This window comes from Erwinia psidii (assembly GCF_003846135.1).
Classification (GTDB): Bacteria; Pseudomonadota; Gammaproteobacteria; order Enterobacterales; family Enterobacteriaceae; genus Erwinia; species Erwinia psidii.
On the sequence record NZ_RHHM01000008.1, the window covers coordinates 1 to 22,308 of the forward strand.

The 22,308-nt window shown below is 57.2% G+C and carries 22 protein-coding genes; all 22 read left to right on the top strand.

Annotated features, from left to right (window positions below):
• Nucleotides 1-672: 672 nt before the first annotated feature.
• The 22 genes from EB241_RS11085 (at nt 673) to EB241_RS11190 (ending at nt 22,304) form a co-directional block, all read left to right on the top strand.
• Nucleotides 673-1,590: a ParA family protein gene (locus tag EB241_RS11085; RefSeq protein ID WP_124233244.1), complete on the top strand. Its 918-nt coding sequence runs from the start codon at nt 673-675 to the stop codon at nt 1,588-1,590.
• Nucleotides 1,583-2,950: an SPI-7-type island replicative DNA helicase gene (dnaB-PI, locus tag EB241_RS11090; protein ID WP_124233245.1), complete on the top strand. Its 1,368-nt coding sequence runs from the start codon at nt 1,583-1,585 to the stop codon at nt 2,948-2,950. Before EB241_RS11085 ends, dnaB-PI begins: the two co-directional genes overlap by 8 nt.
• On the top strand, nt 2,947-4,713 hold the full coding sequence (locus tag EB241_RS11095; protein ID WP_124233246.1) for a ParB family protein: 1,767 nt from the start codon (nt 2,947-2,949) through the stop codon (nt 4,711-4,713). The genes dnaB-PI and EB241_RS11095 overlap by 4 nt, the downstream gene beginning before the upstream one ends.
• Nucleotides 4,706-4,963: a TraR/DksA C4-type zinc finger protein gene (locus tag EB241_RS11100; RefSeq protein WP_124233247.1), complete on the top strand. Its 258-nt coding sequence runs from the start codon at nt 4,706-4,708 to the stop codon at nt 4,961-4,963. The genes EB241_RS11095 and EB241_RS11100 overlap by 8 nt, the downstream gene beginning before the upstream one ends.
• A complete protein-coding gene (locus tag EB241_RS11105; protein WP_124233248.1) occupies nt 4,953-5,693 on the top strand; it encodes a DUF2786 domain-containing protein in 741 nt (246 codons plus the stop codon). The genes EB241_RS11100 and EB241_RS11105 overlap by 11 nt, the downstream gene beginning before the upstream one ends.
• A gap of 84 nt (nt 5,694-5,777) precedes the next feature.
• Nucleotides 5,778-6,374 carry a DUF2857 domain-containing protein gene (locus tag EB241_RS11110; RefSeq protein ID WP_124233249.1) on the top strand — a complete coding sequence of 199 codons (597 nt, stop codon included), beginning with the start codon at nt 5,778-5,780 and terminating at the stop codon, nt 6,372-6,374.
• Nucleotides 6,374-6,604: a ParE family toxin-like protein gene (locus EB241_RS11115; RefSeq protein WP_016192692.1), complete on the top strand. Its 231-nt coding sequence runs from the start codon at nt 6,374-6,376 to the stop codon at nt 6,602-6,604. The genes EB241_RS11110 and EB241_RS11115 overlap by 1 nt, the downstream gene beginning before the upstream one ends.
• A gap of 78 nt (nt 6,605-6,682) precedes the next feature.
• Nucleotides 6,683-7,939, top strand: coding sequence for an STY4528 family pathogenicity island replication protein (locus EB241_RS11120; protein WP_124233250.1), 1,257 nt, complete (start codon nt 6,683-6,685; stop codon nt 7,937-7,939).
• 503 nt (nt 7,940-8,442) lie between these two features.
• Nucleotides 8,443-9,162, top strand: coding sequence for a PFL_4669 family integrating conjugative element protein (locus tag EB241_RS11125; RefSeq protein WP_124233251.1), 720 nt, complete (start codon nt 8,443-8,445; stop codon nt 9,160-9,162).
• Nucleotides 9,163-9,178: 16 nt separating this feature from the next.
• Nucleotides 9,179-11,194, top strand: a complete 2,016-nt coding sequence (locus EB241_RS11130; RefSeq protein WP_124233252.1) for a DNA topoisomerase III — start codon at nt 9,179-9,181, stop codon at nt 11,192-11,194.
• Between the two features lie 630 nt (nt 11,195-11,824).
• Nucleotides 11,825-12,319, top strand: coding sequence for an STY4534 family ICE replication protein (locus tag EB241_RS11135; protein WP_124233253.1), 495 nt, complete (start codon nt 11,825-11,827; stop codon nt 12,317-12,319).
• 76 nt (nt 12,320-12,395) lie between these two features.
• Nucleotides 12,396-12,887 carry a single-stranded DNA-binding protein gene (locus EB241_RS11140; RefSeq protein ID WP_124233254.1) on the top strand — a complete coding sequence of 164 codons (492 nt, stop codon included), beginning with the start codon at nt 12,396-12,398 and terminating at the stop codon, nt 12,885-12,887.
• Nucleotides 12,888-13,003: 116 nt separating this feature from the next.
• Nucleotides 13,004-13,234, top strand: a complete 231-nt coding sequence (locus EB241_RS11145) for a type II toxin-antitoxin system Phd/YefM family antitoxin (protein ID WP_124233255.1) — start codon at nt 13,004-13,006, stop codon at nt 13,232-13,234.
• On the top strand, nt 13,234-13,620 hold the full coding sequence (locus EB241_RS11150) for a type II toxin-antitoxin system VapC family toxin (protein ID WP_124233452.1): 387 nt from the start codon (nt 13,234-13,236) through the stop codon (nt 13,618-13,620). The genes EB241_RS11145 and EB241_RS11150 overlap by 1 nt, the downstream gene beginning before the upstream one ends.
• Nucleotides 13,621-13,864: 244 nt before the next feature.
• Entirely contained in the window at nt 13,865-15,103 is a 1,239-nt protein-coding gene (gene pilL2 / locus EB241_RS11155; protein ID WP_124233256.1) for a PFGI-1 class ICE element type IV pilus protein PilL2, read from the top strand.
• Nucleotide 15,104: 1 nt separating this feature from the next.
• On the top strand, nt 15,105-15,548 hold the full coding sequence (gene pilM / locus EB241_RS11160) for a type IV pilus biogenesis protein PilM (protein WP_124233257.1): 444 nt from the start codon (nt 15,105-15,107) through the stop codon (nt 15,546-15,548).
• A gap of 19 nt (nt 15,549-15,567) precedes the next feature.
• On the top strand, nt 15,568-17,256 hold the full coding sequence (pilN, locus tag EB241_RS11165) for a PilN family type IVB pilus formation outer membrane protein (protein ID WP_124233258.1): 1,689 nt from the start codon (nt 15,568-15,570) through the stop codon (nt 17,254-17,256).
• A gap of 2 nt (nt 17,257-17,258) precedes the next feature.
• A complete protein-coding gene (gene pilO2, locus EB241_RS11170; RefSeq protein WP_124233259.1) occupies nt 17,259-18,542 on the top strand; it encodes a type 4b pilus protein PilO2 in 1,284 nt (427 codons plus the stop codon).
• Nucleotides 18,529-19,017, top strand: coding sequence for a type IV pilus biogenesis protein PilP (gene pilP / locus EB241_RS11175; RefSeq protein WP_124233260.1), 489 nt, complete (start codon nt 18,529-18,531; stop codon nt 19,015-19,017). Before pilO2 ends, pilP begins: the two co-directional genes overlap by 14 nt.
• A 7-nt stretch (nt 19,018-19,024) precedes the next feature.
• Nucleotides 19,025-20,596: a GspE/PulE family protein gene (locus EB241_RS11180; protein ID WP_124233261.1), complete on the top strand. Its 1,572-nt coding sequence runs from the start codon at nt 19,025-19,027 to the stop codon at nt 20,594-20,596.
• Complete coding sequence (locus tag EB241_RS11185) at nt 20,586-21,701, top strand: type II secretion system F family protein (RefSeq protein WP_124233262.1); 1,116 nt, start codon at nt 20,586-20,588, stop codon at nt 21,699-21,701. The genes EB241_RS11180 and EB241_RS11185 overlap by 11 nt, the downstream gene beginning before the upstream one ends.
• A 9-nt stretch (nt 21,702-21,710) precedes the next feature.
• On the top strand, nt 21,711-22,304 hold the full coding sequence (locus EB241_RS11190) for a type 4 pilus major pilin (protein WP_124233263.1): 594 nt from the start codon (nt 21,711-21,713) through the stop codon (nt 22,302-22,304).
• Nucleotides 22,305-22,308: the final 4 nt, after the last annotated feature.

A 22,308-nucleotide genomic window follows, 5' to 3' on the forward strand; every position in this document is an offset into this window, starting at 1 on the left:
CAGTTGAGCGGATTCGCGTTTAAATTCTGCGCTGAAACTTCTTCTTTTCATTGGAGCACCTGTAATGTTCTGAGGTGAGCATATCACCTCTGTTCAGGTGGCCAAATTCAGTGTGCCACTACATATTGAGGGTGTGATGGGGGTTGGGTCGGCGGGAAACGTAGGGACGGGTTCATCAAACGTTTATTTTCACGGAACAGCAGGGTTTGTATCAAATGACCTTGCACCTTCTGTAACCAATATGACGCTGGTCCCGGAGGGGGAAACCGTTACAGATCCCCTTGGGGAGGGTGTGGATGTGGTAGGGCGGACATCCAATATCGTTTCTGTTCTTACACCGGATACCATTTGCAACGGTGGAACATACGATAAAACGACAAAATCATCGTTTGGATGGCGCACGAGTTGGGATATTTTCAGCGGTTCATAAACTGCGGACACAAAAAACGAAATTTTATGCAAATTGTGCTTGCTGGTATTCTGAAACAGTATTCTGAAGGTTTTCTGAAAGGACAGGGGTCGCAAGCGCAACCCCTTGAAAAGATTGGTGCCGGACTCGGAATCGAACCAAGGACACGGGGATTTTCAATCCCTGCGCCGAAATGTTAATTCCATATATTGATTGTTTTTAGTTTGACTTACTTCACCTGATAAATATTCAGGTGCAGGAAAATGCATTTAAATTCAAACGTTTTTGGCAACCAATATGGTAAGCCGAAGGTTTTACCCGTTGTATCAACCAAAGGCGGTGAGGGTAAATCAACCCAGACCGCATACCTTGGTGGTTTTCTCGCCGATGCCGGCATTAAAACGCTCATCATCGACGGCGATCACGCGCAACCCACCGTCAGCAGCATGTACCCACTCACTTATGAAGCCCCCTGCGGTCTGTATGAATTACTCATGCAAACGGTGGACCTTTCCTGCCCAGAAAATATTATCTCCCATACCGATATCAATAATCTGGACGTCATAGTCTCTAACGACCCGCGTAACCTGTTGCCGACATATATGCTGAATGTTGCTGACGGGCGTGTACGTCTGCGTAATGCATTATCAACCCCTCTTTTCAGTCAGTACCCCGTGATCCTGATTGATTCCCAGGGGTCACGCTCTGTTATGTCTGAACTGATAATCCTCGCGTCAACGGGCGATATGATCGGAATGGTCAAACCCGCTTTGGCAGACATTCGTGAGTTTATGCGTGGCACGGTAGCCCTGATGGAGGATTTATTGCCTTACACGGCATTTGGAATCAGCCTGCCGCGCATCCGCATGCTCGTAAACTGCATGAAGTATACCGTTCTCGCACAATCTACCGTTGAACGGGCGGGACATATCATTTCTCACCGTGAATACAGTCAGCACGCGGACAAAATCGACATTGAGATGCTGAAAACCTGCATCTATCAACTGGATATCTACGAGCAGGGCCATGCTTCAGGTCTGCCTGTCCATCGCCTGGAGCGCAGAACCTCGCGTAAAAGCGATTCTGCCTTTGACTCAATGTATCAGCTTGCCTGCGAACTGTTTCCTGAGTGGAAACCCCGTTTCGATGTGCTGAATGGAACGGGAGAATTACATGACTGAAATTAGCGAAAAGTATGCCGGTCTTTGTTCATGGGATGCAGAACAGTGTGTCCTGGGTGGGCTGATGTTGGATAATGAGAGCTGGGATGACGTCGCGTTGCTGCTGAACAGCGATGATTTTTTTCACCGGGTCCATCGCGTTATTTTTGACGAAATGGCCGGTCTGGTGAAAACGGGGCGTCCTATTGATTTGATCACGCTTCACGACAGTATTGAAAATCGTGGTAAGGACGCGCTGAAGCAGGTGGGGGGATTCGCTTATCTGGCCGAGTTGTCAAAGAACACGCCAAGCGTTGCCAATATTGTTGCCTACAGTGAAATCGTGGCCCGCTACAGTCGTGGTCGCCAGCTCGCAGCGATCGGTAATGACATCACGGATTCTGTAAACAAACCGGGTGCTGACATTGCGCTGATTATGGAGACGGCAGAGCAAAAAATTACCCGCCTGGCTGAGTCTGCTGAACCGCAGCAGGCGGTCACCCTGCTGGATGGTATGGAACGGTTGCTGACCGAACTGGAGCGTCGCTGTCAGACGCCCGATGGCATAACGGGTACGGCGACCGGTTTTGACGATTTTGATGCCATGACCAGCGGTCTACAGGCAGGCGACCTTATCCTGATAGCTGCCCGACCTTCAATGGGAAAAACGGCCCTTCTCATCAGTATGATGCTCAATTCATTGATGAGCAGAGCCGAAGCGGTGGGGCAGTTCTACAGTCTTGAACAACCCACTGAGCAGATCCTGATGCGCATGGTGTCATCTCTTGGCAATGTCGAGTTACAGCATCTCAAAAGCGGGCTGATGGATGATGAGGACTGGGCAAAAGTCTCGAACGCCTCCGCGTTGCTGATGGGGGATTTAAAGCACCGCCTGATAATTGATGATACCAGCGCACTTTCCCCCGCCATGTTGCGCATCCGTGCGCGGCGTAATGCCCGCCGCTACGGTCACCCATCCATTATTGGTCTGGATTATCTGCAACTTATGCGCTGTCCGGGGCAGGAAAACCGTACCCAGGAAATTGCAGAGATTTCCCGTTCCCTTAAGGCACTGGCAAAAGAGATGCACTGCCCGGTCGTTGCTCTCTCCCAGCTCAATCGTCAGCTCGAAAGTCGGGCTGACAAACGCCCAAATAACGGCGACCTCCGTGACTCCGGTGCCCTGGAGCAGGACGCGGATGTGATTGTCTTTATCTATCGGGATGAAGTGTATCACGACGATTCAGAGGATAAAGGGCGCGCTGAACTCATTATCAGCAAGCAGCGTCAGGGGCCGACCGGAACGATCCGCCTGCAATTCGAGGGGCGGTACACGCGCTTTATCACAGAGCAGACTTCTCAGGTCAGGAGGTATGCATGAGCAACGTCCGTAACCTGAATCTTGGGGCCGCCATGCTTCAGCGGGGTAAATCGCCCGCGCAGACCACCGAACCGTCCCCTGGAGCACCTTTACCCGTCAGCGAAATGGCGATGGTGCTGACTCTGGAGCAGCTGCGGCCCAATCCTGACAATCCCCGCAAGGGACGAAACCCGCGCTATGAAGAAATCAAGGCGTCGGTTCAGGCCCGTGGACTGGACTCCATACCTAAAGTGACACGCGATCCGGATGGTGAGGACGTCTATATCTTCAGTGATGGCGGTAATACCCGTTATCAGATCCTATGCGAACTCTGGCAGGAAACCGGCGATGAGCGTTATTTCCGCGTTCATACCATATTCAAGCCGTGGCCGGGCCGCCTGAAATGCCTGGTAGGACATTTGGCGGAAAATGAGGTGCGCGGCGATTTGACTTACATTGAAAAGGCATTTGGCGTTCATAAGGCCCGTATCATTCATGAAGAACAGCTGGGGCGGTGCGTTACGCTCAGAGAGCTGTCTGATTTGTTGGGGAGAGAAGGTTATCCAATCGATAATTCGAGTGTGAGTCGTATGGAGGACACGCTCAGTTATCTCTATCCCCACATGCCACGACAGCTTGAAAGCGGCATGAGTCGCAGTCAGGTCATACCGCTTCTGAGTCTCCGGTCATCCGTTATCAAAGTGTGGAAATCGTTCAGCGGTGAGGTCAACCCGAACTGTGATGCTGATGAAATTTTCGGGGCTGTCTGTCGGGTATTTGATGAACCTGACAGTTACTCTCTGGGCGTCTTTCGCGATGAACTGATAGGTCAGCTTCTTAAGGCTTTACCACATCCCAGCCTTAATTATGACCGCTGGCTTATTGAACTGGACCCGAAAGAGCAGAAGCGCCGGGAGCAGTTCGGAGAGCCACCGTCAGCACCACTACTGACAAATACAGGCCAGCAAAAACCTTTGCTGCCGACCCCAGGTGTGGAGGGCGGTAAAGGTCAGGGCAATGAGCCCGTCATTACTGTTCTTCCACCTGACACCTCATCGTCTACTCCGGAAACCGGCCTGCGCAGCGGTACGCTTATTACATCAACCCGCCCTGAACCGGCACCTGAAAAATCCATCCTCACTGAAGAATTCAGTGGAATAACCGGACTCTCTGATGATCCTGGCACGAAGGCGGGTAGCCAGCCACGCCGGGAGATTCAGAACGATCTCTTTGGTGGACGCCAGGTGATATCGGGAGAAACTGGCATTACCGCCGATGACGCCCGGACAGGCACATCGCAATCGGGAACTGTTTTACTGGCATCTGTCTTCACTGATGACGATACGCCAGGCGTCAGCATGGAAAGCTCTGTTGCCTTTGCGGCGACCGGACTGGAGCCGGTCAGCGATATCTGGCATATCGCAACGCTTCAGGATGATGTAGAGCACCTCCAGGATATGGCTTACCGGCTGGCCTACGAAATTGCTGAAGGGATGGGGTGCCACTCATGCGTCGTTGAAGATAAAAAGCCGACTTCAGCCGGTTTTTTCGTCTCAGAAAGCGCCCGTGAGTTCGAACTCTTTCTGGCCGGGCTCTCCGGCTCGCTGCCCGACAAAACGTTTAACATGTTCATGTTCTGCCTGAACTTTTTTGGCTCTCAGGAACCGGCGGATACGCCGGTATTTGATGATATCACCGTGGTGAAAACCCTGCGTCTTATCCGGATTATCCGACGTCTGCGTGAGTTACAGCGCCAGGCTGCAACAGGAGGTAAACATGTCTGATGACCTGAATGATGAAATGGCCCAGGCCAGCACGGCACTGTTCACGCAACGCGGTATTGATGCCATCCGGGCACAGGTTCACTCTGCGCTGCCATCAAAAGACTCCTGCGAGTGTTGCGGTGCTGATATTCCGCCCGCAAGACAAATCGCGGTGCCGGGCGTTTCGCTGTGCGCAGGCTGTCAGGACGTCAGGGAGCGCCAGCAGCGGCACCGTTCAGCCCGGAAAAGGGGGCTGCGCAATGGTGGATAACAAACTTCTTGCACGTATTCGTCGCCTGATGGCGTTGGGGACCCGCAACAGCAACCCGCACGAGTCGGCACGCGCCGTGGCGCTGGCTCAGCGGCTGATGCAGCGTCATGGCCTGACCCCCGACATGCTCTCGCTGCACGACGTTGCTGAGACGGTGTGCCATCGACTGAACAGCAATGCAGAGAGCGTGCCTGCCTGGCTCAACTCGCTGGCCACGGTGGTTTGCATGGCCACCGGTTGTCGTTGCTGGTTTGGCTGGTATGTGCACACCACCCTCAGCGGTGTGAAGAGTCTTCGCCGGTCGCTGCATTTTTATGGCTTCAGCGAAAGGCCGGAGGTGGCGCGTTATATTTTTACGGTTCTTCAGCGCCAGCTGCGGGCAGCGACTGACGGCCACATGGCTGGCTACCGCTCACGACGCATTCTGCCACGAACCCTGCGCCGCCGGGCCGATCAGTTTCGCGAAGGCTGGGTGGCCGGCGTCTGGCAGGTGTTGCAGTCCTTTTCCGCCGCAGGAGAAGAGGAGGCGATGCTCAAATGCTGGCTGGCCCGGCGGCACAAAGAGAATTCTCTGTGCCAGCTGAACGTGCGTGAGGCGGGGCGCTGTCGCGGCGACATGACGGCCCGCCTGGCGGGTGTGTTAGCAGGACGTGATGCCGACGTTCATCACGGGGTTAACGGAGCGCAGGCTCCACATCATATTTCAGCGGGAGGGTCTGCGCATGATTGATTTTCTGTTATGGGGTGCCTGCGTTGCTGGCTGGCTTTTTGATGCTTTTCTCGTTGCCAGTCAGGCGATGTCAGGAGGCGTGTTATGAGCCAGCATAATCTGTCACAGGCTACAACGACCATCCTCTCCTCGCTGCTGATGGATGTTAAAAATGGCAATATACGGCGCTGTGAGTCACTTGGTATGTCCGTTGATGAGATACGCGCACTCAGCCAGTTGAGCCTCGATGACCTGCACTATCTGAGCCAGTCACACGTCTCCGTGCTGGACGTTACCATCAATCACGAAAATTTTCGGCTGATGCTCAATCAGGCGCGTAACGAACAGAAACGCATGCTGATGATTGACCGGGCGCTTGAACTGGGCGGGTCAATGGACCTGATGGACAAATACTTCGGCATGTCACCCTCTGAGGTGAGTGCCCGCCGTCGCCTGATGGGTATTGAAACCCGTCAGGGACGTACCCAGTCGCTGACTGAGCCGCAGGATACGGCGCTCTGGGCGGAATGGAAGGTGGCCGGCCTCACGTCGCCGGACTCCCATCAGGCGCTGGAAGCGATGATGCTGGCTGCGGAACAGTACAGTCTGTCACTGACGGCGGTCTGGACCCGCGTTTCCCAGTGGTGTCGTGAGGTGAACATTTCCCGCAAACCGGATCTATCCCGGCGCAGGGAGGCATGATGGAAATGCGTGATTTCTCCGTTCGTCAGCAGGTCTCACCGGCCGTGCGCCGCCGCGCTCACCAGCTGTTCAACGCCGCCCGGACCGGTAAAAAGGTCTACCGGCGACTGAACCTCAATGGCTATCTGAAAATTGATGTCGGGCCCTTCTGGCGCATTCTGAGCAAAGACGGCGGTCACCGGTGGTGGCTGATGGACCATGAGACGTATAACCGGGAAATACGCCGGTAACGGAATACTGCTGAAGACCGTCCGGTGCCGGGTTTATCCCGGCACTGTGCCGTCTCAGGTTGAGAAGGAGAGTAAAAAATGACCATTCCGCCAGACAGCATCGTGGCGCATACGCTGTCACGTATGCAGCGCAACCTTGAACAGCGAACCGACACGGGTGACGTCAGCCAGGAGCGCAGTGGCCTGCTGTTTATGGGGAACGTGCATGATGCGTTTCCCCGCCGGCTGTTCCTGGACACGCGGTTGTCGCCGCTCGATAAAACCGCATGGGTGATGATCCGACTTTACGCGCAGCAGAACGATGGCGCGGTTTTTCCAACCTATGACGAGTTGCAGGTGCAGCTGGCTTCAGCCCACTCCGATAAGGCGTCGCGGGACACGGTCAGTCGGGTTCTGCTGATGCTGCGTCTTACCGGCTGGTTGAGCCTTTGCAAGCAGGTTCGGGACAATCTGGGACGTGTGCGCGGCAATATATATGCCCAGCATGATGAACCACTGGGCTACCGTGATGCTGAGACGTTCGATCCGGAATGGCTGACGCTGGTAGAAGAGAGCTGCCTGAGTAAAAATAAGTCCATCCGCATGACGGCGCTGGCCGTGGTCAATGATATTTTGCAGGACCCCGGCATGCGTCACCGTCACAGTCGTCTGGTACTGATTGAAGGCCGCCTGGCTTCACCGTCCACGCCCGCAGAAATGGCTTATCAGGGTAAGAGAAAATCGCGGAGTCCGGAAAACGGACCCGGGCAGCAAAGCACAAAAAACAGGCAAAAAACACCGGGTTCGGAAAATGAACTCAGTGCCCGTCCGGAGAAGAATAAGCCGGGTCCGGAATCAGGACTCAGTCATAAATCAATGAGTTACACCGGAGTCCGAAATCCGGACCGTAACGTACGTAATTTCACACAGAGTGTGAATAAAAAAACGTACGTAGCGGGCGAGGGGCTGTCGCTACTGCCAGAAGCGTTTAACAACCGACTGAACGCTGACGACCGGCAGATGCTGCTTGAGCAAATGGACTCCCTGCCGCCGAACACGTCGAAGATACTGGCAGGGCTGCTCAGTGAACAGCTCGCTCGCCGGAAGTTGTCAAACCCGGTTGGCTGGATGTTTGCCATGCTGCGTCGCGCCCGCAATGGCGACCTGAAGGTGGCAGAGCCTGCCGGTGACAAGCCCCGACAGCAGCCTGCTCAGGCAGCCAGACGGCCTGAGCCAGCTGATAAAACCGTTTCCGGTCTGCCAGCCAGGCGGGCGTCACAGGAACAGGTCAGGGCGGCAATTGCTGCGATCCGGCAGCAAACAGGTGCCCATCCTGCCCAGCGATTGGTTGAATAATAGTTGGAGGTGTGGTCTTTGTTCTCTCGGTGGACTTGGTTAAAAAACAACCTTGCTGCGGGGCGCAGCAAGATTAAAAAATGTACAACTTGTAATTTCGGCGCACCGGTTATCAGTATCACATTGTTGCAAACCCTGCTGTTTCAGGATGCAGCATGCGGTTGTATAACATTCAGTGGTGTGATCTGTGAATGTGGTTAATAAACAACCTTGCTGCGGGGCGCAGCAAGAGTAAAAAATGTACTGGGTCTGATTTCAGTGCGCCAGTTATCAGTATCAAATTGTTGCAAACCCTGCTGTTTCAGGATGCAGCAGGCGGTTATATAACATTCAGTGGTGTGATCTGTGAATGTGGTTAAAAAACGACCTTGCTGCGGGGCGCAGCAAGAGTAAAAAATGTACAGCGTATAATTTCAGTCAACCGGTTATCAGTTTCACATTGTTGCAAACCCTGCTGTTTCAGGACCATGCCTCTGGATCTTAACTGAACACAGGTGACAACGATGGCAGAAAAGAAAAACCGGGCCGGAGCCCTCCAGTCCGAACTCCGTATTGAACTCCACACCAATTATGCAATTGGGCTTTGGGAAGGGCGCAGGGCTGAAAAGCGGGATGATGGTAAAAAAGGAAAGCAGCCCATCATGGGAATGCCGCAGTTCCTCCATCGTGCCACGCTGATTAACAGGGATTCCCTGCAAAATAATCCCTGGGCCGATGCGGTCATGCTGGTGCTGGAAGAGAAGCTGGAGTATGCCAGTCAGCAAATGACCCAACTGATAGACACGCTGGAGAAACAGATGCGCGTGGTGCCTGCTGGCGTCAGCATCAGCGATGCCCAGGCCGCAGAAACGCTCGATTTGTCGGTATTCAGCAGTACGCCGCTGGGCTACCGCTGCGTGTTCCTGCTGATGGGCTTCGACCAGTTCGCAAAAAAGGTGCTCCAGGCCGCTCACTACGGGGTCATTTCCCGCAACAAGCGTTATGAGCTGCTGGGCGATGGCAGCCGTCTTCTGCGCGAAATCTATGGGTGTGTGCTGCGCTATCGCCAGGTCAGCGCTACCCGGGAGGATGCGGTGCTGAATAATACGGCCTGGAAACAGGCATGTGAGGCAATCGGTGAGCCTGACAGGGGCGTACTGCTTGGTGAAAAGCGTTCGGCCTTCTCGCCACCGGCCGATCAGGCCAGTATCAGTCTTCTGCGTCAGTCTTACCCGGCTGGCTGACCGCAGGAGGGGAGACATGAGGCTGTTTATCTGTGAAAAGCCCTCGCAGGGGCGCGATCTTGCGGGCGTTCTGGGCGCGACCAAACGGGGTGAAGGCTTTCTGGCCGGTACCGGTGTCACCGTGACCTGGGCGGTGGGGCACCTGCTTGAAACCGCACCACCGGAAGCCTACGGGGAGCATTATGGCAAACCCTGGACGCTCTCTTCACTGCCAATCCTGCCTTCCCCCTGGCAAGTGGTGGTGAAAAAGGAGACGCGGGAACAGTTCAGAGTGATTGAGCGGCTTCTGCGACAGGTTGATGATGTGGTCATTGCCACAGATGCGGATCGTGAAGGTGAAGTGATTGCGCGTGAGCTGCTGGAATACTGCCGCTGGCAAGGGCCGGTACAGCGGCTGTGGCTGTCAGCGCTGGATGAAAGCAGTATCCGTGCGGCGCTCAACAATCTGCGTCCGGGGGCGGAGACGCTGGGCATGTATCATGCGGGGCTGGGGCGCGCCCGCGCCGACTGGCTGACCGGCATGAACCTTTCACGCCTCTATACGCTGCGTGCCGCTGATGCGGGGTTTGATGACGTTGTCTCGGTTGGCCGGGTGCAGACGCCGACGCTGGCTCTGGTGGTACGTCGTGACAGGGAGATAGCGGCATTCGTACCAAAACCCTACTGGCAGGTGAAAGCGTTGCTGAGTGCGGGGGGCATCACCTTCCCTGCACAGTGGGTGCCGGCGGCGGTCTATACCGATGAGGAAAAGCGCTGTGTTCATCAACATATCGCGCAGCAGGTGGCGCAGCTGTGTCGGCAGACCGGCGTGGCGGTGGTCATGCAGTGTGAAACCCGGCGGGAAAAGTCGGCCGCGCCGCTGGCATTTTCTCTCGGCACCCTGCAACAGGCGTGTGGCAGGCTTTGGGACATGTCGCCTCAGCAGGTACTGGACATCGCGCAGAGTTTGTATGAAAAGCACAAAGCCTCGACCTACCCACGAACCGACTGTGGCTATCTGCCTCACTCGATGCGCAAGGAGGTGGGCAGCGTGCTTGACGCTATCAGCCGTACCGACCCGGAGTGTGTGCCGGTTTTATCGGGGCTCGATCCGACGTTTGTTTCCCGCATCTGGAATGATAAAAACATCACTGCCCACCACGGCATTATCCCCACCCGGAATGCGTTCCAGCTTGCGGCGCTGAATGAGGATGAGCGCCGCGTCTTCACGCTTATCCGCCGCAACTATCTGGCGCAGTTTCTGCCGCTGAACGAGTCGGATATGACCCGCGCAGAGTTTGACATTGGCGGACAGCTGTTTCTCACCACAGGCCGGACCGAGGTGGTCAGAGGATGGAAGCTGCTTTTTGATAAAGGGGGAGATGATGAAAGGGCCGATGAAGATGAGGCCACGGCGGTGCTTCCTCCGCTGGAGAAAGATGCGCGTTGTGGCGTAAACAGCGCTGAGGTGGCCCGGCTGATGACCCGGCCGCCTGCACACTACACCTTTGCCACGTTAATCGGCGCGATGATGAACGCATCCGCTTTTGTGACCGATCTGGCCCTGAGACGGGTGCTGAAAGAGAACGCCGGTCTGGGTACGGAAGCGACCCGCGCCGGTATCGTTGAGCAGCTTCTGAAACGGGGCTTTATCGTGCGTAAAGGCAGCAAAGTGATGGCGACCGACCTGGGGGCTGACGTGGTGGATGTTCTGCCGCCGCAGCTGACGGACCCCGGCATGACCGCGCTGTGGGAGCAGGCGCTGGATGAAGTGGCGGCGGGGCGTATGCCGCTCAGTGATTTTCTGCAAAAACAGGTCAGCCTGACCCGACATCTGGTCAGTCAGGGGGCTAACCAGAAAGTCAGTATTCGCCTTCCTCCCGTGCCACCCTGTCCGTTATGTGGCGGCCGGACCCGCCTGCGTAAGGGACAGAACGGTGAGTTTCGCAGCTGCCAGCGTTATCCTGAATGTAAAGGCGTTATCAACACGGGTAAGGGAAAAAGCAGGGCTGGCCGTCGCGGTGCTCCCACAAAATCCAGGAAAATTAATTAGCTGTCCCTGATTGCGGGGCCGTTCGGCCTTTGCTATTGTTGCCCCGGCTCTGAAGCCGCACCCCGTGACTGCGGGTTCCGTCAGCATCTGATGCATGTGCCGCCGGGATACAGTCTGACCGGCCCCGTCCACACCTGAACGGGAGCGGGTAAGGCACCAAACTCCGTGAAACCGTGCCGGGTTCTGAACACACCACCGGAGCAACTGCGTCATGCAGATCAACCTCAGATCGATGGTGCAGATCTGACAGGGCGGTACCTGAGGGTGCCGCTTTTTCTTTTTTATGTTGCTGATAATTTTTTGCACGTCGCCGCGTTGACAACGGCGGCGTCTGAATGAATGATAAACGGGCTAATCGTTGTCATCACGACAACTGCCAATGTTCCGGTGATTTGAGAGGAACGCCCTCGGGTAATCACATGCCAATGCCATCGAAACCTGAGAGATGGCGCTTTCGGGCGGTTCGAACCTGTTAACCTTTGCAAACAGGGACCTGCTTACCAGGTCAAGGTCCACTTCACCAATTCAGCCAGTCGGCATTTTTATGCTGACCTCCCTGCGGGAAACACTCTCCCGCACGGGACAGATGTTTCTCCACACCCTGTTCAGTTTTACTCCGGAGATAACATCATGACTGCAACAACTGCTACCACTCCTGCATCAAACGGCTCTGCTTCTGGCTCTCAGAAAAAAGAGTATTTCAACCTTAACGTCAATGGTATCGGCTATCTCAGTTCGATACGTCGTGTTCAGGCACCCAACGGCGAATTCACCTGCGCCGTTATCAATGCCCTGACCGGCCCGACGGATAACGCCTCCTATACCCGGTTCGATGTCACCATCGCCGGTGCGGAAACCACCAAACTGATTAACCGCTGTCAGAAAGCGGTTGATGAAGAAGAAAAGGTCCTGCTGGGCTTCGTACTGAGTGGCCTTAAAGCCGATGTGTTCACCCTTCAGGCGGGTGAACACGCCGGTGAGTCCCGTCCTTCCCTGAAGGCCCGCCTGATCAAGGTGGAGTTTATCAAGAAAGGTCAGGAAGTGGTCTATCAGGCCCCGAATGCTTCCCAGACGCCGGAATCAGGCTCCTCCGCTCCAAAAGAGTACGGTCCTGATTCTTTCTGAGCGTCACGGACACACCACCGGAACACATCCCGGTGGGTGTGCTCCTCTCAACCCCATTTTTTTAGAGGAAATCATTATGTCCGCACGCGGCGTCAACAAAGTCACCCTGATCGGCAATCTTGGTCAGGATCCGGAAATACGTTACATGGCAAACGGTAATGCGGTGACAGGCTTAAGCCTGGCCACGTCAGAATCCTGGCGTGATAAACAAAGCGGCGAAACCCGCGAAAATACTGAATGGCACCGCGTTGTGCTGTTCGGCAAGCTGGCAGAGGTCGCCGGTGAGTACCTGCGTAAGGGTTCACAGGTTTACATTGAAGGCCAGCTGAAAACACGTAAATGGACGGACAACAACGGTACCGAACGCTACACCACTGAAGTGGTGGTGGGGATGAACGGGTCGATGCAGATGCTGGGCGGCCGTCATGGTTCCGACAACGGCAGAACCCCTGCACAGTCGGGTCAGCATAACGGCCGGGGAACTCAACAGCCTCAGCAGACCCAGTCTGCGCCACGCAATCCGGCCAACGAGCCACCGATGGATTTTGACGATGATATCCCGTTCTGAAGTGGACTAAATATGCAATTCCTTAACACCCATGCCGGCACGTCCGGCATTTTTTTTGACGATATTCTGTGCTGACAGTTATTATATTAGCTAACTTAGCTAAGTGAGGAGGTTTTATGACCATCCAGGCAAATATGCATGAAGCGAAATCACATCTCAGCCAGCTGGCCGACAGGGCGGCAGAGGGGGAAACCGTCATTATCGCCAAATCCGGCCAGCCCTATGTGCAGCTGGTTCCGGTTATGCAAAATGACAGAACGCCCGGCGGATATCAGGCCCTGATTACGCTGGACAGCGGATTCAGCGATGCTGATGCGGAGATCCAGAGCCTGTTTGAAGGTGAATGATGAAGCGCCTGCTGATTGATACCCATGTGTTTATCTGGTGGCTGACTGATGATGATGCGCTGGGGCCTCTGACCAGAAGTACCATTGCACGCGGCAACAACGTGGTTTACGTCAGCGCCGTGACCCCGTGGGAGATATCCATTAAACGCTCACTGGGAAAGCTGCATTTTCAGGCTGATATGGATGAAGCAATGGAACGCCACCGTTTTTTTCCACTGTCGATTACCCACGGTCACGCTGAACAGGCGGGTGAACTGCCGCGACATCACGGTGACCCGTTTGACCGCATGCTGATTGCGCAGTCGCAGATGGAGGGATTGATCCTCGTTTCTGCGGACACGGTATTCAGTCAGTACGGGATCAGACTGATGAATGCCCGAACCTGAAGCACCCCTGACGCCGGATATCCGGCGTTTTTTATTCCCCTCAGCCAGATATCCCCGGCAGTGGATGTTCAGGGGTTTAAACCGTAAACGTCGTCAGGGTACAAAACTGGCTTTTGTGGCCTGACGGGGTTGCCCCGAAGGGGAATGTTTTTCCTGGAAAGCGCGAAAGAGTTTCGTATTGTCCGGTTTTTAATCACCGCCAGAATAGCAGCCCTGACTGAGACTATTCCTGGGGTGAATCCTGATGGCAGTACCTTCCAGACGCGCCGCAACGGGGGCCGGGCTGTTTGCCTGCACTGTTCTGCTTGCCGGTTGCACTGACACAACCTCGACCGCGTCGCCATACCCGTCGGGCCACTATGCTCAGCCCGCACGCTTTGATGATTTGTACCGTAACCGGACGCCTGAGGTTGTCAGGTACGATCGCTATACGCTGGTCAGCACGCGCCCGGCCGACGCGCAGCTCGATCCACTCAACCAGATGGTGGATATCACCATGCCGGCGCAGCTGGTCAACACGGTAGGCGAGGGATTTCGCTATCTTCTGCTGGCGTCCGGCTATTCCTTATGTTCCGCCACCACTTCAGCCTTTGCAGAGCTGCTGAGTCGCCCGTTGCCAGCCGTGCAGCGCACGATCGGCCCGCTGAAACTCAGCGAAGCGTTGCAGGTCGTCGCGGGTCCTGCCTGGCGGCTGAAGGTGGATGAGGTCAACCGCGAGGTATGTTTTGAACTGCGTGACCAGTTTCGCAACCTCTCCGCTCCGACAGCGGTGAAGATTTTGCCCACCCCGCGCAACGTCGCCGTGAGCGGTACGACTGGCGTGCCAGCGGTAACGTCATCTCCGGTTAACCCATCCGCCACGCTCCTGCGTGACCCTTTTACCGGTGAGACGGTCGTAACGGCCGCCGCCACGCGTAAATCTCAGAGTCTGAGCGTGCCCTCACCGGTTATCGCAGCAGCCAGGCCCGCTTCCCCGGGTAAAGCCCCTGCCGTGGCCCCGTCCGGTGCGACCCGGGCAGCATCAGCGCCGCCATCCGGCGTACATAAAAAGTCAGCACCTGCGAGCGGCAGCATGCCATCCGCAAATCCGTTTGTTCAGGCCTCTCCTTCACGTCCCGTGACCGCGCTGCCTCCGGCTCCGCCCGCCAGCCCGTCAACTGCCGTCTGGTCAGCCGGTACGCCAGTTACCCCTTCATCCACCGGGGAAACATGGCGTGCTGAACCCGGCTCGACCCTGAAAGAGACCCTGACAGGCTGGGCGTCGAAAGCGCCGTGCAGTAACGGCGGCAAGTGGGTGGTTATCTGGCCGGTGTCGCTCGATTACCGCATTGAGGCTCCGCTGGTGATGCACGGCAACTTTGAGTCCGCGCTGGTACAGATTTTCGACCTATACCGCAAAGCGGAGAAGCCGCTCTTTGCCGAAGCCAACCGCATTCAGTGCCTGATTTCCGTCAGCGACACGCCTGCGGGCGGAGGTCACTGAGATGGGATTTGCGCTGCCGGTGATGGCGCTGTGCCTGTTTATCGCGCTGATGGCCGGTGAGGCACAGCGTCATGCCGATGACCATATCCGTTATGGCGTGACGCAGGTTCTGCCTGACCAGCTGGCCGCTGAGATGCTTCGTACGGCTGATGCGGTCAATAACTGGCGTCACGGTCGCACGGTTGCCGATGGTCCTCTCAGTCCCACGCAGACGGGCATGATGCCCGCGCCCGATGCCCGTATTCAGAGCGTCATCCAGGACGGACGGCTCTGGATATGGGTGCCCGCGACGCCGGGCGTCTTTGCCGCGTTGCAGGACCGGTCGGTTACCTCTGCACTGGCACTGATGGTCAGCGGCGGGCGGCTCAGGATGGCGGACGGCACTGACATGAATCTGGCCCTGCCGTCCGGCATAACGGAGGGCAGCATTGTTTACCTTAACTAACCCCAACAGGGAGCTGCGGATGCGCTTACCTTTCTGCCTGACGGCGCTGGCCTCCGTGCTGGTGCTGTCATCATGTTCGCTGGACGAAATCAGCAAAATGGACAAAGAGGCCACTGGCCAGGCCGATACCGCGCAGCGCGTTCTGCAAAGTCGTCAGGCGGTTTCCCAGCCCACCGTCGTCTGGTCTGACAAACCCTGGGTTAATTTGCAACCGGTCGCCCCGGTGGTCTCAACCCCGGATGAAAAGAACCTGCCAGCCTGTCAGGTGACGCTGAACCGTCCGGATGGCATTTCGCTGCCGGAGCTGGGCCAGCGCATCACCGCGCTGTGCGGTATTCGCGTATCCATCACGCCGGATGCGTTCGCGGCGGTGAGCAACACGTCCACCGGCAGCGTTGTCACCTCGCAGATGCGCGGACAGCTGCCCGCCCCCGATGATAACGGTCGCGTCCCGCTGGCGCAGATGGCGCAGATGGGGCAGATGGGCGGTGCTTCCGGGCAGACAACCAGCGTGCAGAGTCAGCCGTCGCTGATACGGGGCCTGAAATATCAGGGAGACGTTCGTGGCCTGCTGGATATGGCGGCCAGCGGACTGGGGCTGTCATGGCGTAGCGACGGCGGCGGCGTGTACTTTTATCAGCAGGACACCCGCACCTTCCAGCTGGTCATTCTGAACACCAAAATCAACTCCAGCGCGTCGATAAGCTCCGGTTCCGGTAACCAGCTGGGTTCCGGCGGGGGCAGCAGCGGCGGCACAACCGGCGACGTCAGTTCAAACCAGAAAACGGACTACGGCCTGAACAGCGACCTGTATGACGATATCCGTAAAACCATCGAGCAGATGGTGACGCCGAAGTCCGGCCGATTCTGGCTGTCGGCGGCCACCGGTACGCTGAGCGTGACCGATACGCCGGACGTTCTCGATCGCATTGGCCGCTACATAGAGTATCAGAACAAAGTTCTCAGCCGGCAGGTGCAGCTGAACGTGCAGATAGTCAGCGTCACGCAGAGCCGCAACGAGCAGCTGGGTCTGGACTGGGGGCTGGTCTACAAGTCCCTGCAAAACGTTGGCGCAAGTCTCACCGGGTCGATGGCGAATGCTTCAACCTCGGCGGCCAGCGCCGGCATTTCCATTCTGGACACTGCCACGGGCAACGCGGCGAAATTCTCCGGCTCCAGCCTGCTGATCAAGGCGCTGTCAGAACAGGGTAACGTCAGCATGGCGCTGAACCAGACCGACCCCAGTGCCAACCTTACGCCCGTTGCGTATCAGCTCTCCAGCCAGAAGGGCATTCTGTCGAGTTCAAGCTCGACGGCCACGGCCAATGTGGGGGTGACCTCCACCATGACGACCACGACCATCACTACCGGGCTGTTTATGACCATGCTGCCCTTTATTCAGGAAAACGGCGACGTTCAGTTGCAGTTCGCGTTCAGCTATACCAGCCCGCCGAAGATTGAAACCTTTGTCAGTCAGGACGGCAACACCCGTAACGATCTGCCGACCACCTCCACCGAGGGGCTGACGCGCAAGGTCAATCTCCGTTCCGGCCAGACGCTGGTGCTGACCGGCTCCGAGCAACAGAACCTGTCGGCGGATAAGCAGGGCACCTTCACGCCGGGGAATTTCATCCTGGGCGGTGGTCAGAGCGGCACGCGGGGACGTACCACGCTGGTCATCATGATCACCCCCGTTCTGTTGAGGTAAGCATGACCACAATCAGTAAAAAAACAGCCGTGCGCACGGGCGTACTGGTCAGCCACCACCGACGCGAATGGGCGGCGGGGATGCGCTGGGAAACGCCACACGGGGTGGTCTCACGCCTGGTCCGCAGCAAAATATCGCCGGATACGCATGCCATCGTGGCGGGCCGTCATGCTGTTGCAATGCACGGCTACCTGACGCCGGGCCGACTCCGGCGCGGCGTCTTCTCCCTTGCCGTGGCATTTCAGCAGACGAAAGGGGGTAACGCCTGGGGAATTTATCGCCTGAGTGGTGACGAAGACCTCTGGGTATTCCTGGCGGCCAGTAGCGGTCAACTCTCCGTCATGGGGGATGTAACGGGGACCCGCGCCCAGGTGGAGGCTGCGGCACAAAACTTTTTACGCTTCAATGATGATGACGCCACGGAGATGCGTTGCGCAGCGGCTGCGAGCGAAGAGAGGCATGCCAGGTGGCTGACGGAAGGACTCTCACGCGCACAGCTAAAGCGCTGTCGCCTGCGTAAGCGGCTGACGCCCGTCGGCGTTCTGCTGCCGCTGGCGGGAATGAGCGTCCTGATTGCGGCCGGCGTTTACTGGCACGATGCTGTTCAGCAGAAAGCGGAACAGGCCGCTGCTCTGGCGGCTTTTCGTGCCAGACAGGCAATGGCCCCGGTGAAGCCCCTCATACCGGCACATGTGGCGCATCCCTGGGGTTCTCAACCAACGGTAGCCGACCTGTTGGATCACTGCTGGCTGGCCCGTGCGCCGTTGTTTGCATCGGTTGCCGGCTGGCGTTTCACCAACGGTGAATGTGTGGCAGCGGGGCTGCGACTGCGCTATGTCGCCACGCCGGGTGCGACAGTGGAAGAGTTTTCTGTCCGTGCCCGCCAGTTGCTGGGGCATTCGGCGGTGTTCAATCTTCAGGAAGGGGGCAAAAACGGTGACGTCTTTATTCCGTTCAGCCGGAAACCGACGGGCAAAAACACTGATGAAGCGGTGCAGGGGGCTGATGCCCAACTGATGCGCTTTATCTCTCATTTGCAACGGCACAATCTCAGCGTGACGTTCAACGAAGTCAAACTGCCTGTCGATGCCCCCGGGCATGCAAGGACCGCCCCGCGTCAGGACTGGCGGGAATTCACCTTTACCGTCAACACCCGCCTGCAACCCGAGCTGCTGCTCCGGGACTTTGATGCAGCGGGGCTGCGCCTGAACAGCGTCTCGCTCACCATGAGTTCCAGGGGGCAGTTTGATTACACCATGAAGGGGAGCATTTATGCGCAGAACTGATCCTGCCGGAGCCTGGCTGCTGCTGTCGGTGATGTTCAGCGGACCCTTGCTGGCCGCCGGCACCGGTGACACGCTGCCACCGAACGTCACGCTGGGTGAACTGGAAGCGGTTCAGGCCCGTAATCTGATTCTTGAACAGAAAGTGCAGACCGCACGTCTTGAACAGCAGCTACGTGAGAGCCTTTCCTCACCTTCCGGTGAGCGGAGCGCTCCCCTCATCGTGCAGCAACCCACGGTGACGCAGCCCGGCGCGGCACAACCCACAACCGCTGGCAGCACGGAAAAGACCGTGACCTCCGTCCGGTTGCAGGAGATTTATGGTCGGGGCAACCAGTTGCGGGCCCGCATTCTTTTGCCTAACGGCGGGGTAACCGAAGTGGCAAAAGGCGACCAGATCCCCGGTACGTCAAGGCGCGTCACGGAAGTGACGGCCACGGCGGTTCGCCTCAGTGATAACTCTGAACTGTCCTTCTGAGGTAGCCATGCCCGATAAAGAAATTGCGAATTTTGTGTATGCGGAGCGTCACCCCGTGCAGGGTATCACGCTGCTTATCGACAGTAATCGTCGTCAGGACACGCGGGTGCAACGCTGGGTGGTCGAGATTACCCGCACCAACCCCGGCGCACGCACGGAGTTTGTGACGCTCAGTGAGCTGGGCCGCCGCCGTGAGGCGTCGCTACGTCAGGGCTTTGGGTTGACGCAGGTCATGGGGCAGAGCGACCTGAGTGGTCAGGACGTCAGTGTCTCTCAGGACAGGGTCATCGCCTATTTTCGCCTGGCGCAGGCGTTCAGTGCGTCGGATATTCATCTGGAAATCAGCGCCGACCGCAGGCTGTGTATCGTTCAGCTTCGTGTCCACGGCGAGCTGGAGAGCGTGGATGAAGTCACGTATGAAGAGGGAATGACCCTGGCCATCACCATCTATATCTCAATGTGCGACGTGCGTGAGCAGTCATTTTTCGCCGGTCGCGAACAATCCGGGCGTATTGACGCGAAATTTGCCCGGCGTGCCGGGCTGTTTGGCGCACGCTATGAGCACCGTCCCACGCCGGATGGCCTGATAGTGGTGATGCGTACCATTCCGGACGATGGGGATAACATCCCCACGCTGCCGCAGCTGGGATTCCTGCCGGAACAAATCACGCTCATTAAGCAAATTTTGCGTCTGCCGGAGGGCATGGTGCTGGTCACCGGCCCGACGGGGTCAGGTAAAAGCGCGACGCTGCGCGTTTTCAGTGATATCTGGCTCAGGCTCACGGGCGGAAAAAAACGTCTGCTGACCCTGGAAAACCCACCGGAGGGACGCATGCCCGGTGCAATACAGACGCCGGTCACGCCGGAGGATAATTCCCCTGACGCCATCAGCCGGGCCTGGAATAACGCCAATGCCTCCGCGCTGCGCCTCGATCCCGATGCTATCGTCAATGGTGAGATGCGCGACCTGCACTCCCTGATAGCGGCGATTTATGCCAGTGAAACCGGGCATGCGCTGTTTTCCACGCTGCACACGCAAAACGCCATTGGCGCACTGCGGCGTATGGAGCATTTTGGCGTGGACAGGCATCTGCTGGCTGATGCCTCACTGATTACCGGTCTCATCGGTCAGCGGCTGGTGCCACTGCTGTGTGAACACTGCCGCATTCCGTGGGCAGAACACGTCAGCCAGCTGGACAGCGCGAGCCATGAACGACTGTTGAAATACTGCACGGTTGAGGGCGTGTGTACGCCGGAAAATCTCTTTTTCCGTAATCCGCAAGGCTGTGAGCACTGCCATAAAACAGTACCGCTGACCGGTCGCATCATCAGTCGTGGGGTCACCGGCCGCAAGGCCATTGCCGAGGTGGTACGCACTGATGCGCGAATGATGCGGCTCTGGCTCACCCACGGTCCGGCGGTCGCCCGCCAGCACTGGGTTGATCAGGGCGGCATTACCCGTCGGATGCATCTGATGCGTTATCTGGCAGAAGGGCGGGTTGACCCGCTGGAAGGTGATTTGATTTGCCCACTGGACGAGGATGACGTCATGCGCTGCGAGGTGCCGCATGAGTACTAAGCCTCGCTTCAGACCCCTTCGTGAGATGTCACTGCCGGAATGGCTGCGCTACCGGATGGTCAGGGCCACATTTTCAGGCCAGTACCGCCAGCCCTTTTATGAAACCCTGCGCTTCCTGCTTGAAAACCGTAAGGCGCTGAAAGTGGCGCTGACCATGATCGGCGACGTACATACGGATTTTGGCCGGCGCTGGCATCCCTTTTCCGAACTTATCCAGGACTGCCTGGAAGGTATCGGGGACAACCGGCCCGGTCGCTCTCTTCAGGACGTGCTGGCCGTATGGGCACCGAATGAGGAAGCGGCGCTGATCAGCGCCGGCATTGAGACCGGCAATATTCCCCGTGCGCTGTTGCAGGCGGACAAGCTGATTGTCGCCCGTCGGCGCATCATCGGGCAGATTATTTTTGCTGCCGTCTGGCCGGGCGCACTGGCTCTGCTGAGTGCAGGGCTGTTCAGCGTCAATAATCTGGCGCTGGTACCCACCCTGAGCAAAATTTCAGATCCCGAACGCTGGACAGGTGCACTCGGGGTAATGAACAGCGTGGCGCACTGGACCCGTGACTGGGGCATTCTGGCGGCAGGGGGCGGTGTTGCCATGCTCCTGCTGGCCTTCTGGTCACTGCCGCGCTGGTGCGGGCGTCTGCGCATCGTTGCGGATTTCCTGCTGCCGTGGTCGGTATACAAAGACCTGCAAGGGGCGGTGTTTCTGATGAACGTTGGCGCATTACTCGGTGCCGGCGTGCCAGAGCTGAAAACCCTGCAAACGCTGAACGGGTTTGCCACACCGTGGCTCCGCGAACGGATTGAAGCGGCGATGGACTGTATGCGCGATGGTAATTCACTGGGTCTGGCATTACGCAACAGCGGGTATGACTTTCCCAGTCGCGAGGCGGTTAACTACCTTTCCCTGCTCGATAACGGCGACGGTGCTGCTGAACTGACTGGCAATTATGCCGACCGCTGGCTGGAGCAGGCGCTGATGCGCGTTGCCCGACGGGCCAACGTCACCAGATTCTTTTCCCTCGTTCTGATTATGAGTTTCTTCTTACTCATTCTGCTGATGGTGATGCAGATTCAGGACATGAACGCTATTAACCCACATTAAGGAAACACCATGTCAGCACAGCCATTACCGCATCCCACGCACCGGCCCGACCGGGGCTGGGGCATTCTTGAACACGGCAGCATTGCGCTGGCCACCCTCATGGTGATCGCGATTGTCGGGAGTCTTATCTATGGTCTGTGGGGCAAGAAATCGGTTGCCGTGGAAACCAGCAATATCCAGACCCTGGTCAGCAATGCGCAGCAGCTCAAGCAGGGGCAGGGCGGGTACAACTTTACCAGTGGAACGACGATGACAGGAACCCTGATCCAGCTGGGTGGCGCACCCAGGGGGATGACTGTTCAGGGTACGGCCAGTTCAGGTTCTGCGACACTGTGGAACAGCTATGGCGGTCAGGTCGTGATCGCGCCTGTGGCATCGGATGGCTTCAATAACGGGTTTTCTGTGACGTCGCAGAAAGTCCCCCTGGCCGACTGTATCGCCGTTACCACGCAGCTGGGTTCAGCGGGTGCGTTCAGCGCTATCACCATTAACAGTACCGATTACAGCGATGGCATTGTCAGCGCTGAATCGGCAGGTAAGTCCTGTACCTCTGACAGCGGCATGACCGGTGGCAATACGCTGGTCTTTACCCATAACGGTTGATGAC